Source organism: Curtobacterium salicis, assembly GCF_011759505.1.
Taxonomy (GTDB): Bacteria; Actinomycetota; Actinomycetes; order Actinomycetales; family Microbacteriaceae; genus Curtobacterium; species Curtobacterium salicis.
Map to the genome: position 1 here is coordinate 384413 of NZ_JAAOYO010000001.1, position 13092 is coordinate 397504.

The 13092-nt window shown below is 70.8% G+C and carries 15 protein-coding genes; 5 read left to right on the plus strand and 10 right to left on the minus strand.

From position 1 onward, the window contains the following. Positions 1–11: 11 nt before the first annotated feature. From E9228_RS01790 to treS, 7 genes are all read right to left on the minus strand, one after another. A complete protein-coding gene (locus E9228_RS01790) occupies positions 12–1232 on the minus strand; it encodes a toxic anion resistance protein (RefSeq protein ID WP_166778890.1) in 1221 nt (406 codons plus the stop codon). An 89-nt stretch (positions 1233–1321) separates the two neighbouring features. Then, a complete protein-coding gene (locus E9228_RS01795; RefSeq protein WP_110902253.1) occupies positions 1322–1900 on the minus strand; it encodes a TerD family protein in 579 nt (192 codons plus the stop codon). Between the two features lie 61 nt (positions 1901–1961). Further along, a complete protein-coding gene (locus E9228_RS01800; RefSeq protein WP_166778891.1) occupies positions 1962–2543 on the minus strand; it encodes a TerD family protein in 582 nt (193 codons plus the stop codon). A gap of 29 nt (positions 2544–2572) precedes the next feature. Then, entirely contained in the window at positions 2573–3160 is a 588-nt protein-coding gene (locus E9228_RS01805) for a TerD family protein (RefSeq protein ID WP_166778892.1), read from the minus strand. A gap of 43 nt (positions 3161–3203) precedes the next feature. Further along, on the minus strand, positions 3204–4334 hold the full coding sequence (locus E9228_RS01810; RefSeq protein WP_166778893.1) for a DUF475 domain-containing protein: 1131 nt from the start codon (positions 4332–4334) through the stop codon (positions 3204–3206). A gap of 95 nt (positions 4335–4429) precedes the next feature. After that, positions 4430–5188, minus strand: coding sequence for a 3'-5' exonuclease (locus E9228_RS01815; protein WP_425248362.1), 759 nt, complete (start codon positions 5186–5188; stop codon positions 4430–4432). A 9-nt stretch (positions 5189–5197) separates the two neighbouring features. Next, positions 5198–6952 carry a maltose alpha-D-glucosyltransferase gene (treS, locus tag E9228_RS01820; protein ID WP_166778894.1) on the minus strand — a complete coding sequence of 585 codons (1755 nt, stop codon included), beginning with the start codon at positions 6950–6952 and terminating at the stop codon, positions 5198–5200. Positions 6953–7069: 117 nt separating this feature from the next. Here treS and E9228_RS01825 point away from each other — a divergent pair, with 117 nt between their 5' ends. Together E9228_RS01825 and E9228_RS01830 are read left to right on the plus strand one after the other, a co-directional pair. After that, complete coding sequence (locus tag E9228_RS01825) at positions 7070–7990, plus strand: alpha/beta fold hydrolase (RefSeq protein ID WP_208385442.1); 921 nt, start codon at positions 7070–7072, stop codon at positions 7988–7990. Continuing rightward, positions 7987–9075, plus strand: a complete 1089-nt coding sequence (locus E9228_RS01830) for a glycosyltransferase (protein ID WP_166778895.1) — start codon at positions 7987–7989, stop codon at positions 9073–9075. The genes E9228_RS01825 and E9228_RS01830 overlap by 4 nt, the downstream gene beginning before the upstream one ends. A gap of 42 nt (positions 9076–9117) precedes the next feature. Here E9228_RS01830 and E9228_RS01835 read toward each other — a convergent pair whose 3' ends face one another. Continuing rightward, the gene (locus tag E9228_RS01835; RefSeq protein ID WP_166778896.1) at positions 9118–9864 is read right to left on the minus strand and encodes a hypothetical protein; all 747 of its coding nucleotides are present in this window, start codon (positions 9862–9864) and stop codon (positions 9118–9120) included. 138 nt (positions 9865–10002) lie between these two features. Here E9228_RS01835 and E9228_RS01840 point away from each other — a divergent pair, with 138 nt between their 5' ends. After that, positions 10003–10221 (plus strand): hypothetical protein, encoded by a 219-nt coding sequence (locus E9228_RS01840; RefSeq protein ID WP_166778897.1) that lies wholly within the window; start codon positions 10003–10005, stop codon positions 10219–10221. Between the two features lie 10 nt (positions 10222–10231). On the opposite strand, the gene E9228_RS01845 is transcribed toward E9228_RS01840, so the two are convergent. Both E9228_RS01845 and E9228_RS01850 read right to left on the minus strand, forming a co-directional pair. Then, positions 10232–10870, minus strand: a complete 639-nt coding sequence (locus tag E9228_RS01845; RefSeq protein ID WP_166778898.1) for a histidine phosphatase family protein — start codon at positions 10868–10870, stop codon at positions 10232–10234. Next, positions 10867–11760: an NAD-dependent protein deacetylase gene (locus E9228_RS01850; RefSeq protein WP_166778899.1), complete on the minus strand. Its 894-nt coding sequence runs from the start codon at positions 11758–11760 to the stop codon at positions 10867–10869. The genes E9228_RS01845 and E9228_RS01850 overlap by 4 nt, the downstream gene beginning before the upstream one ends. Positions 11761–11855: 95 nt before the next feature. On the opposite strand from E9228_RS01850, the gene E9228_RS01855 reads away from it, so the two are divergent. Both E9228_RS01855 and E9228_RS01860 read left to right on the plus strand, forming a co-directional pair. After that, on the plus strand, positions 11856–12671 hold the full coding sequence (locus E9228_RS01855) for a TrmH family RNA methyltransferase (RefSeq protein ID WP_166778900.1): 816 nt from the start codon (positions 11856–11858) through the stop codon (positions 12669–12671). Between the two features lie 40 nt (positions 12672–12711). After that, a complete protein-coding gene (locus E9228_RS01860) occupies positions 12712–13074 on the plus strand; it encodes a hypothetical protein (RefSeq protein WP_166778901.1) in 363 nt (120 codons plus the stop codon). Positions 13075–13092: the final 18 nt, after the last annotated feature.

Below are 13092 nucleotides of genomic sequence, written 5' to 3' on the forward strand. Positions count from 1 at the left end.
GACCGCAGGCGTCATCGCGTCACCGATCGGGGGTCGTCGTCGGTCTGGCGGGCACGCTCGAGGTACGGCTTGGCACGCTGGATGCCGGACTCGAGCGCCGCGACCGTCGAGGACATGTTCTGCGCGGCCTGGGACCGGAAGGAGTCGATCGCGTCCATCGTCTGGAACACGTTGTCGAAGGCCTTCTGCAAGGTCTCGACGCTGACGCCGGAGTTCGTCGCCTGCTCGTGGATCCGCGTCGTCTGGTCGCGCAGCATCTCGCTGGTCTGCAGGATCATCGCGTTCGTGGTGTTGTTCACCGCGTCGATCTGGTCGAGGACCATCTTCTGGTTCGCCAGCGCCTGCGCCACCACGACCGCCGTGCGGAGCGCAGCGATCGTCGTCGTGCGCGCCCGTTCGACGCCCTTGATGAGCTCGGTGTTGTTCTTGCGGACCAGGTCCATCGCCAGGTAGCCCTGCACCGACACGGCCAGCTGGGTCAGGATGTCCTGGTGTCGCTGCCGCACCGGGAACAGCACGTCGGACTCGAGCTTCTGCGCCTCGTCGACGCGGCCGCCGTTCCGCAGGCTCTCGACCTTGGTGACCGTCGCCGCGTCCAGGGCCTTCGCGAACACCGCGTACTCGCTCAGCTGCTGCATGGTCTCCCACAGCTGGACCTTCTCGTCCGCGAGCGTGGCGTTGTCCTTGCGGAGCTCGTCCTGACCGGCCATCAGCGACTTGATGATCTTGTCGAGCTGGGTCTGCGCGGACTCGTACCGCTGGAAGTACTTCGCCAGCTTGTTGCCGCCCGGGATCATGCCGAGGATCTTCCGACCGGTGCTGAGGTCGGCCTGGTTCGGCGTGAGGTCCTCGACCGTGGAGCGGAGGTCACCGAGGGTCGTGGCGACCTTCACCTGCGCGTCGTCACCGGAGCGCTTGGCGCCGGCGACGGACGACTGCGACCGCTCGAGCATCCGCGACGAGAACCCGCCGGAGCGCGCGATCTCCGAGCCGGCGATGGCGTTGATGCCGTCCACCTTCTCGGTGAAGGCGGGGGAGCGCGGGTCGAGGCTCGCGACCTCCTCCACGAACTCCCGCGCCTGCGCCGCGATCTGTGCCTGCCGGTCGGCGTCCACCGGCACCATCCCCGGAGCGTCGTCCGGGGTGACGACCTCGGCGGCGTCGGCAGCACGCAGGACGAGGGCGTCCTGCGACGGGTCGGTGGGCTCCGGCGGAGCGAGCGGTCCGGGCATCGGTGGTCTCCTGTGACGAGGTGGAACTGCTGGGTCCTGCTGGGTGGTGCGGGTGCTGCCGAGTGGTGCTGGCGCCGACGGGGCGCCGGTCAGCTGAGGTTGACGCCGAAGTCCGTCGCGACGCCGGCGAGACCGGACTGGTAGCCCTGGCCGACCGCGCGGAACTTCCACTCCGCACCGCTCCGGTAGATCTCCGAGAAGATCATCGCGGTCTCCGGGGCGGCGTCCTCGGAGAGGTCGAAGCGGACGATCTCGGCGCCGTCCTGGTCGAGCACCCGCGAGTACGCGCTGCGGACCTGCCCGAAGTTCTGGCGGCGGGCCTCGCCCTGGTCGATCGAGACCACGACGACGACGCGGTCGACGTCCGCCGGCAGGCTCTGCAGGTCGATGGCGATCTGCTCGTCGTCGCCGTCACCCTGACCCGTGCGGTTGTCGCCCTTGTGCTCGACGGAACCGTCGGCGCTCTTCGGCTGGTTGTAGAAGATGAAGTCGGCGTCCGAGCGGACCTTGCCGTCGGGCCCGACGAGCAGCGCCGAGGCGTCGAGGTCGAAGGCCTCGCCCGCCGTGGTGCGCGGGTCCCAGCCGAGGCCGACGGTGGCCACGGTGAGCCCGGGGCTCGTCTTCGTGAGGGAGAGGTTGCCGCCCTTGCTGAGGGAGAGTCCGGCCATGATCGGGTCCTTTCGGTTGTGGGGGAGCGTCGTCGGGGACGGGAGGCGCGTGGCGCGACCGTCAGTCGAGGACGACGCCGTAGTCGGTGGCAACGCCCCGGAGGCCGGTGGCGTAGCCCTGGCCGACGGCGCGGAACTTCCACTCGCCGTCGTACCGGTAGATCTCGGCGAAGATCATGCCGGTCTCCGATGCGGCGTCCTCGGTGAGGTCGAAGCGCACGACCTCGTTGCCGGTCTCGTCGTTGACGACCCGGCAGAAGGCGCCGCGGACCTGGCCGAAGTTCTGGTGGCGGGCGTCGGCCTGGTCGATCGTGACGACGATGACCACGCGGGAGACGTCGGCGGAGACGAGGTCCAGGTCGATGAGGATCTGCTCGTCGTCGCCGTCACCCTCACCGGTCCGGTTGTCGCCCTGGTGGACGACCGAACCGTCGATCGACTGCAACTGGTTGTAGAAGATGAAGTCGTCGTTCGAGCGGACCTTGCCGTTCGCCCCGACCAGCAGCGCCGACGCGTCGAGGTCGAACTGCTCGCCCGCCGTCGTGCGCGGGTCCCAGCCCAGGCCGATCATGGCCCGGCGGAGGCCCGGGTCGGTCTTGGTCAGGGAGAGGTTGTTGCCCTTGGAGAGCGAGAGGGTCGCCATCGATCGTCCTTCCGTCTGGGTTCGTGCCGTCAGAGCGCTGCGGCCGCGGGGCCGACCAGGTCCTGCACGGTCCGGCCGTCGGCACGCTCGCCGATCGCCGTGAAGGTCCATCCTGCTCCGGTGCGGGACACCTTCGCCATGACCATCGCGGTGTGCTGGCCGGAGTCGGTCAGCTGGTAGCGGGCGACCTCGGGGGCGCCGGCGGTGGAGTCGTCGACCACGCGGCAGAACGCGTTCTGCACGTTGTCGAACGTCTGTCGGCTGTAGCTGCTGATCACGAACACGATCTGCTGCACGGCGCCGTGCACCGCGCTGAGGTCGATGCGGATGACCTCGTCGTCGCCGTCGCCCTCACCGGTGAGGTTGTCGCCGGTGTGCTGCGCCGAACCGTCCTTGCTGCGGAGCTGGTTGAACCAGACGTAGTCGACGGGCTGGCCGTCGGCGCCGAAGAAGACCGCGGAGGCGTCGAGGTCGACGTCCGCCGTCTTCTTCCCGCCGAACAGTCCGCGCTTCGTCGCCACGGCGTCCCACCCGAGACCGAGACGGACGCGCGTCAGTGCGCTGCCGTCGGTCTTCGTGAGCGAGAGCGCCTGGCCCTTCTGGAGGCTGAGACCCATTGTGGTGAACCCTTCGTCGGTGGTGCAGTCCTGGTCGCGACCGTCAGGAGGCGACGGCTGCGTGGTCGTCTGCCGGCTCGTGTTCGCCGGCCTTGCGCTTGTTGCGGACCACCGAGGAGATGAACGCGGCGAGGATGAAGACGACGCCGATGAGGCCGGTGACGACCTCGTTCACCTCGGTGGTGATCGTGACGAGCAGGATCGCCGCGAGTGCACCGATCGCCCAGTGCGCACCGTGGTCGAGGTACTCGAACTCGTCCAGCGTGCCCTGTCGGACCAGGAAGACGGTGAGAGACCGCACGAACAGTGCACCGATGAGGCCCAGACCGAGGGCGATGATGATGGGGTCCGCGGTGATCGCGAAGGCCCCGATCACGCCGTCGAACGAGAACGACGCGTCGATGACCTCGAGGTAGAGGAACAGCAGGAACGCGGCCTTGCCGGCGACGTTGCCGACGCGGCGCTTGTTGCTGATGCGGTTCGCCTCGGCGACCATCTCGCCGGTGCTCTCGAACGAGTTGCCGTCGTCCTCCGGGTCGTCGACGTCGAAGAGCCCGCCGAGCCCGGTGACGAGGAAGTACGTGACGAGGCCGGCGATGCCCGCGACGAGGACCGTCGACTGGTGGTCCCCGGCGGTGGTGCCGGCGACCGCCAGGAGGACGAGGGCGACGATGACGTTGACCATCGGGAGCTTCCCGATGAAGAGCAGCGGCCGTTCGAGCCAGCGCAGCCACAGGATGTCGCGCTCCTCGAACATGAAGTCGAGGAAGATCATCAGCAGGAACATGCCGCCGAAGGCAGCGATCTGCGGGTGCGCTTCGTGCAGCAGGTACGCGTACGTGCCGGGCTCGTCGATCGGGCCCTTCTCGAGCGCGAGCTGCACGGCCTCGACCGGGTTGAGCGATGCGGTGACGCCGACGATGAGCAGCGGGAAGAGCACGCGCATGCCGAAGACCGCGATGACGATGCCCACGGTGAGGAACATCTTCTGCCAGAACGGGTTCATCCGCTCGAGGATGCGGGCGTTGACGACCGCGTTGTCGAAGCTGAGGCTGATCTCGAGCACGCCGAGGATCGCGGTGATGATGACCGCGCTCCAGCCGCCGTAGACCAGCGCGATGGCCAGTGCGAGCACGGTGATGGCCAGGGACCACCCGAAGGTCTTCAGGAACACGTGCGCGGATCTCCCCTTGAGCGTGCGGTGCAGGCGGTGCCTGCGGTGCGGTCGTCGAGGGGACGGCGCGGTCCGGCCCTCCCCCGCTCGGAATGCTACATGCTCGGGGCCGAGTGCCGACGGGGCCAGCGACCGTCGGCGGTGAAGGACGGATCGCGCTTGCCCCGCATGTACTCCTGGAAGGACGCGGCCTGTTCGGAGCACCACGCGACCTGCTTGCGGTGCAGCTCCTCGGCACTGATGCCGAGCTCGTCGGGGTACTTCAGGGCGATGGCCTGGGCGACCCGGCCCGCGGCGATCGCGTCCGCGCCGGCGTCGTGCGCGTCGTCGAGCTGCACCCCGTAGAGCTGCGAGGCGACCTCGAGCGTCCGCTTGCCCTTGCGGTAGGTGTCGAGCGCCTTGTCCATCACGAGCGGGTCGACCACGTTGCCGATCACGGGGGAGGCGATGCCGTGCCGCTTGGCCTCCCGGTCGAGCAGCGTCAGGTCGTACGGGGCGTTGTAGACCACCAGCGGGATGCCGCGGGCGAACACGGCCTCGACCGCGGCGACGATCTCCGCCACGACCTCGCCGGCGGGTCGTCCCTCGGCCCGGGCACGCTCGGTCGTGATGCCGTGCACCGCGGCGGCCTGCTCCGGGATCTCGACGCCCGGGTCGGCGAGCCAGGCACCCTCGACGATCGAACGACCGGTCATGTCGATGAGCCCGACGTGTGCGCTGACGATCCGCGCGGTCTCGACGTCGATGCCCGTCGTCTCGAGGTCGAACACGCCGAGTGCGTGCCACCACGGTCGGCTGGTCAGGTCCTGCGGGGGCCGGGTCGCCGTGTCGAGCGCGGCAGCGGGGGAGGTCACGCGGTCAGGCTAGCCAACGGCACCGACAGCCCCGCGAGGCGCGCTCGCGTTCTCCGGACCCCGGCCGACGTGCAGCCAGTAGAACGCCTGCGTGCCGAGGGTGAGGGTCACGGAGCCGTCGGCGTCGAAGGACGGGAAGGCACCGCCACCGAAGAGGTCGACGAGCGGCCGTCCGGCGTACTCGGGCGCGGTGATCGTGACGGAGGTCGGGTTGTGCGCGAACGAGAACACGCAGAGCACGTCCTCGGCGCTCGGCCCGAACTGCTGGTCGGTGCCGGAACCCGCCCAGGACCGGACGAACGCGAGCACGCTGTCGTTCGAGGTCTGCTGCACGGCGATCGACCCCATGCCGAACACCGGGTGCGCCTTCCGCACGTGGATGACGTTGCGGATCCAGTGCAGCAGGGACCGGGACTGCGCCAGCTGGGCTTCGACGTTCACCTGGGCGTAGTTGAACACCAGGGACTGGACGACCGGCAGGAACAGCTTGCCCGGGTCGGCGGACGAGAACCCGGCGTTGCGGTCCGGCGTCCACTGCATCGGCGTGCGGGACGAGTCGCGGTCCGGCAGCCAGATGTTGTCGCCCATCCCGATCTCGTCGCCGTAGTACAGGAACGGTGAGCCGGGCAGCGAGAACAGCAGCGCGTGCACGAGCTCCAGCTCGGCGCGGGAGTTGTCGAGCAGCGGCGCCAGACGACGTCGGATGCCGATGTTCGAGCGCATCCGCGGGTCGTAGCCGTACCAGCCGTACATCGCCTGCCGGTACTCCTCGCTCACCATCTCGAGCGTCAACTCGTCGTGGTTGCGGAGGAACACCCCCCAGGCGGCGGTCTCGGGGACGTCCAGCGTCTCGGAGAGGATCGCCTGCAGCTCCTTCGCGTGCTGGGCGCGGAGCGAGTAGAAGATGCGCGGCATCACGGGGAAGTCGAACGCCATGTGGCACTCGGGCTCCTCGTCCGTCCCGAGGAACGCAGCCGTCTCGCGGGGCCACTGGTTCGCCTCGGCGATGAGCACGCGCCCCGGGTACTCGTCGTCGACCATCGTGCGGAGCTTCTTGATCCACTCGTGCGTCTCCGGCTCGCCCTCGCCGTTGCCCTCCTCCGACTGGAACAGGTACGGGATCGCGTCGAGCCGCAGCCCGTCGACACCGAGGTCCAGCCAGTGCCGGACGACGTCGTAGACGGCCTCGACCACGGCCGGGTTCTCGTAGTTGAGGTCGGGCTGGTGGGAGAAGAACCGGTGGAAGAAGAACTGCCGACGGACGGGGTCGAAGGTCCAGTTCGACTCTTCGGTGTCGACGAAGATCACCCGGATGTTCGAGTACTCCTCGTCGGTGTCCCGCCACACGTAGAAGTCGCCGTAGGGCCCGTCCGGGTCCTCGCGCGACTGCTGGAACCACTCGTGCTGGTCGCTCGTGTGGTTGATGACCATGTCGATGACGATGCGCATGTTCCGTTCGTGCGCCTTCGTCACGAGCTCGCGGAACTCGTCGAGGGTGCCGAACTCGGGCAGGATCGCCTTGTAGTCGGAGATGTCGTAGCCACCGTCACGCAACGGTGAGCGGAAGAACGGCGGCAGCCAGAGCGCGTCGACGCCGAGCCACTGCAGGTAGTCGAGCCGGCTGATCAGGCCCTGCAGGTCGCCGGTGCCGTCACCGTTCGAGTCGACGAACGAGCGGATCATGCACTCGTAGAACACCGAGCGCTTGTACCAGAGCGGGTCGAGGGTCAGTCCGGGCTGCTGGATCGGGGCTGTGAAGGACACCGTGCTCCTCGTCGGTCGTCGGCCTCTCCAGAGCAGGAGGGCCGCCCCGGACACGCTAGCCGCGCCACCCCCGACGCGCACACCGCGTCCGCGAGCGCGTTCCCTAGACTGGCGCGGATGCAACCGCCCGTGCTGTCCCCGTACCAGTCGCTGATGGCGGCCACCCCCGTCGTGCACCGCACGGTCCAGGTCGCGGACCGCACCACGCACTTCTGGGAGTACGGCCCCGCTGCCGGCACGTCCGCCGGCACCCCGGCCACCGTGCTCGCCGTGCACGGCTTCCGTGGCGACCACCACGGCCTCGAGTCGATCGCCGCGCACCTGGTGGCCGGTCACCCGAGCGGAGTCCGGGTGATCGTGCCGGACCTGCCCGGGTTCGGCGTGTCCGACCCGCTGCCGACGTCCGACCTCGACGGCTACGTGCACTGGCTCGAGGGCTTCCGGGCAGCACTCGGACTCGACCGCCGGACCGTCGTCCTCGGCCACTCGTTCGGCTCGATCGTCGTGTCGGCCGCTGTGGCCGCGGGGCTCGACACCCGCCTGCTCGTCCTCGTGAACCCGATCGCCGCTCCGGCGCTGCAGGGTCCGCGCGCGGTCGGCACCGGCATCGCCATCGCCTACTACCGGCTCGGTGCCTGGCTCCCACGCCCGCTCGGACTGGGTCTGCTGCGGAACCGCGTGATCGTCCGGGCGATGAGCATCGCGATGCTGAAGTCCCGACGCCCCTCGCTCCGTCGGTGGGTGCACGACCAGCACGACCGCTACTTCTCGGCCTTCGCGAACCGCACGAGCGTGCTCGAGGCGTTCCGGACCTCCGTCACGCACGACGTCGCACAGTTCGCCGACCGCATCGCCGTGCCGGTCCTGCTCGTGGCTGCCGAGCACGACGACATCACGGCCGTGCCGGAGCAGCGCGCCCTGGCCGACCGGTTGGCCGACGCCGAGCTCGTCGTCGTCCCCGGGGTCGGACACCTCGTGCACTACGAGACCCCGGCCGCTGCCGCAGCCGCGGTCCTCCGACGGATGGCGACCTCGTGACCCGCCTCCGGATCGGCATCGACTGCCGGTACGTCCGCATCGGCCGACACGACGGGATCAGCCGGTTCACCGCCGGCATCGCCGCCCACCTGCCGGACCGGCACGACCACGTGCTGCTCGTCTCCGACGAACGCCAGCTCGAGTCGCTCCCGTCCGGCCTCCCGTGGGAGCTCGTCCCGGCACCGACCGACGCGGGGGAGCCCCTGGTGGCTCGTCGGGTCAACCGTCTGGGTCTCGACGCCGTTTTCTCGCCGATGCAGACGATGGGTTCCCGCGGCCGCCGGTACGCCCTCGTGCTGACGTTGCACGACCTCATCTACTACCGGAACCGCACCCCGCCGCGGGAGTTCTCCTGGCCGCTCCGGCTGGGGTGGCGCGCGTTCCACCTCGCCTGGTGGCCGCAACGGCTGCTGCTCAACGGTGCCGACGGGGTCGTCACCGTGTCCGAGACGACGGCCGGGCTCATCACCGAGCACCGGCTGACCGACCGTCCGGTCACGGTCGCGTACAACGCGGCTGACCCCGCCGAGCCCCGGGACCCCGACGCGCCCCGGCGGAAGACGCTCGTCTACATGGGCTCGTTCATGCCGTACAAGAACGTCGAGACGCTCGCGGCCGCACTGCCCCTGCTCGGGCCCGACTGGACGCTGCGCTGCATGTCCCGCGTGTCGGATGCGGACCGGGACCGCCTCGCCCGACTGGCACCGGCGGGAGCCGTCGTCTTCCACGACGGTGCGAGCGACGAGGAGTACCGCGCGGTGCTCCGGTCCGCGACCGCCCTGGCCACCGCCTCGTACGACGAGGGCTTCGGGATCCCGCTGGTCGAGGCGATGGGGCTCGGGACCCCGGTCGTGGTCAGCGACATCCCGATCTTCCGCGAGATCGGTGGCGACGTCGCCGAGTACTTCGACCCGTCGTCGCCCTCCGCCGTCGCGGCTGCCGTCCGCCGACTGGAGGCACGGTGGGACGCCGCCTCGCGGGCGTCGGTCGCGCAGGCGGCCCGGTTCCGGTGGCAGGACTCGGCCGAACAGGTCGTCCGGGCCGTCGAGCGCGCCGTCGCGGACCGCTCGGCACGGCGCCGCTGACACGTCCGGAGGCTCGTCAGGGCACGCGCGACGGTGTCCCGGTCAGGGGCCGAGCGTCTGCACGTGGACGCCGGGGAACGCGTCCTTCCCGACTGCCTCCGCGGCCGCCGCGACCGCCGCGAGGGCGACCCCGACGCCAGGCGTCCGGACGATCACCTGCTGCCCCGACGGTTCGTCGGAGCGTCCGTCCGCCTCGTCCAGGAAGGTGCAGCGGACGGCGACGACGCCACCGATCGCCGCGAGCCGGTCGGCCATCCGGAGGCGGCGCTGGCTCGTCTCGGGCGAGTCGGACACGCCGACCCGGAGGACGCCGAGGTCGAGTTCCGCCCAGATGCGGACGCCCGAGCCCGAGGAGTCGGCGGCAACGTTGCTCAGTGCCGTGACGAGTGCCCGTCGGTCCTCGGCACCGAGGTCCCGTTCAGCGTGCACGACTGCGGTGACGTCGTACCCCGCGAACGAGGTCTTCTCCGTCCGTGCGCTGTCGACGCCGCTGACGCCGGGCAGGACCGACGCGGCGGCGACGAAGCGGCGACGATCGGCCTCGGGCTGCGGGAACACCCCTCCCACGCCACGCTGCACGCCGGACAGGATGACAGCGAGCACCACGACGAGCACCACCGCGACCGCGACCACACCGACGACGACCGCGGTCCCGGCGCGCACGCGTTCGGGACGGGTCAAGGCCCTGGTGGCGGCGGTGTCCGGTCCGAACGCGGCATCGAGGTCGTCGTCGTCGTCCCACGGTCCGCGCCGGTCCGGTCCGTCGGTGTGCCGTCCAGCAGCGCTCACAGGGTCACCTCGCAGGGCGGGACCGTGCGTCGGACCGCGCCGTCCACCGGAGCGTAGTCCGCGCCCTGGTCGGACGCTCTCGGTCACGCTACGGTGGAGCCGGACGGGGGCACGTGCCTCCCGTCGAACGGGGGAACCATGATCGTCGCCGTCTTCATCGCCGTCATCGCCGTGATCGCGGCGGTCTGCGCCGCCATGGCGATCGCTGACCGCCGACGTGCCCGGGCACTCCGCGACCTGCCGGACACCGGCGTGCCGCACGGTTCCGGTGCGAGCGACCACGACCTCCGCGTCGCCGAGGCGCAGGCCGCACGGACCGCCGGTGGGACCGGCTACACGGGCGGATCCGGCATCTGACCGGTCGCGGTCAGCCCCGGCGTTCCAGCGGGTTCTGGTACTCGAAGGCGTAGCGCCCCGGTGCGTCCGAGACGTCCTCGATGGGGTCGTCGGAGCGGACGAGCTCGGCGCGGAACCGCTCCGGGTCCCAGCGGAACGAGTGCACCGAACCGTTCCGGATCGGCACGGTCGAACGCTCGATGGTGCCCGGAGCCGCCGCGTCCACGACGGTCCGGATGACCGCGCCGTGGGTCGCGACGACGACCGACCCGGCGTCGAAGCGGACCGCGATCTCGGCGAGCGTCTCGGTGACCCGGTCGAGCAGGGCGGCGCGGGACTCGCGGCCCGGCACCGCGTCGTGCGGCCATCGTGCCTCGATCTCCGGGTGCGTGAGACCCTCGGCGTCGCCGTAGGAGCGTTCGCGGAGTCCGTCGTACGTCGACGGCTCGGGCAGGCCGAGTCGCGTCGCGATGATCGTGCCGGTCTCGAGCGCCCGGGACAGCGGCGAGGACACGACGGCGTCGAACCGCCGACGCGTCAGGAGCACGGCGGTCTCGGCAGCCTGGCGTCGTCCGGTCTCGTTGAGCGGCACGTCGGTCGACCCCTGGATGCGTCGTTGCCGGTTCCAGTCGGTCTCGCCGTGCCGGACCAGGTAGAGGAGCGTCGTCACCCGTCGATCATCGCAGACGCGGTGAGCCGCGCTGCGAGTTCGACCAGCGTCTCGGTCGTGCCGGCGTCGATCTTCACGGCGGCACGGCGGTCGCTGCGCGTCCCGCCACGGTTCACGATGACGACCGGGTGCTTCCGGCGGGTCGCGTGATCGAGCAGACGGACGCCGGAGTTCACGGTGAGCGAGGACCCGACCACGAGCAGGGCGTCGGCCTCGGCGACGATGGAGACGGCCTCGCGGAACTTCTCGGCCGGCACGAACTCGCCGAAGAACACCACGTCGGGCTTCAGCACGCCGCCGCAGACCGTGCAGTCGGGCACCCGGAAGCGCTCGACGTCGGTGATCTCGACGTCCCCGTCCGGCTGCAGTTGCACGGACCCCGGTTCGTCGATCCACGGGTTCTCGCGGTCCAGCACGGCAGCCAGGTCCGCACGGGAGAACACCTGCCCGCAGGTCAGGCAGACGGCACGGTCCATCGAACCGTGGATCTCGACCACCCGGCGGGACCCGGCGCGCAGGTGCAGGCCGTCGACGTTCTGGGTGACGATCCCGCTGACGACCCCGGCGGACTCGAGTGCGGCGAGCGCGCGGTGTCCGTCGTTCGGACGGGCGGCCGCGAAGGTCCGCCAGCCCAGGTGGGAGCCGGCCCAGTAGCGCTGGCGCTTGGCGGGGTCGGCGAGGAACTCCTGGAAGGTCATCGGCTTCCGGACGACCCGGCCCGCGCCGCGGTAGTCGGGGATGCCGGAGTCGGTGCTGACGCCGGCGCCGGTCAGGACGGCGACGCGCTTGCCGCGGAGGACCGCGACCGCCCGGTCGACGTCGGTGACGCTCGCGTCCGTCACGGTCCCGTCGGTCCCCGCGGTGGTCCCTGTGCCGTCGCTCGTCGCCATCGTGTCCACGGTACCCTCAACCGCCGAGCGTCCCCGGTCCTTCCCCGGGCCGACGTCGGCGACCGACCACGATCCTCCCGACCGGAACGAGCACCGTGCACCCCGTCCGCATCGACTCCCTCGACGACCCGCGCCTGGACGACTTCGCCCGGCTCACCGACGTGGCGCTCCGCCGCGTCACGGAACCCGAGGGCGGGCTGTACATCGCCGAGTCGAACACGGTCATCGAACGGGCCGTCCGTGCGGGTCACACCCCGCGGAGCGTGCTGGTGCAGGAGAAGTGGCTGGACAGCGTGCTGCCGCTCGTCGCCGACCACGACGGCCCGGTCTTCGTCGGGTCGGACGCCCTGCTCGAGGAGCTCACCGGCTTCCGGATGCACCGCGGCGCCATCGCGGCGATGCACCGTCCGGAGCTGCCGTCGGTCGCCGACGTCGTGCGCGACGCCCGGCTCGTCGTCGTGCTCGAGGACATCGTCGACCACACGAACGTGGGAGCGGTGTTCCGGAGCGTCGCCGGTCTCGGTGCCGACGCCGTCCTGGTCAGCCCGCGCTGCGCCGACCCGCTCTACCGTCGGAGCGTCCGGGTGAGCATGGGCACCGTGCTGCAGGTCCCCTGGACGCGCATCGGGGAGTGGCCGGCCGCGGGGGAGGACCTCCGTGCGCAGGGCTTCCACGTCGCCGCCATGGCGCTCACCGACCGCTCGGTCGACCTGGAGGCGTTCGTCGCCGACGTGCCGGAGCGGGTCGCCCTGGTCATGGGCACGGAGGGACAGGGCCTCACACCCGCCGCGGTCGCGGCCGCCGACACGACCGTGCGGATCCCGATGCACCACGGCGTCGACTCGCTCAACGTGGCCGCGGCGAGCGCCGTCGGCCTCTGGGCGGTCGCCCACGCACAGCGGGCACGCTGACCTGCCGCGCCGCGCCGGTCCGCTGACCTAGGCTGGTCGGATGCTCTCCCGACGCGACGCGGCCATCCGGCTCGACATCCCCCTCGAGATGGCGACCCACCACGGCATCCCGACGCGCCTCAGCGAGGCCGAGCTCACCGCGATCGAACAGGACCCGCCGGCGTGGCTCGTGCAGTCCCGGGCGAACCGGACCGGTGCGAAGAAGGTCTGGGTGCACCTGAAGTGCGTGGTCTGCGGGTACTCCGAGGACGCGCGCCCGAAGAAGTGGTGGCCGGACTGGGACCACCTGATGTGCGACTACCACGCGCCGTACCAGGCGCCCGAGCCGACGGTGGGCTTCGTCCGGCACGAGGTCGAGGGCGTCGGCAGCCGGTTCGTCGCGCTGGTGGACACCAGGTCGTAGCCGGACTGGGTCCTGACG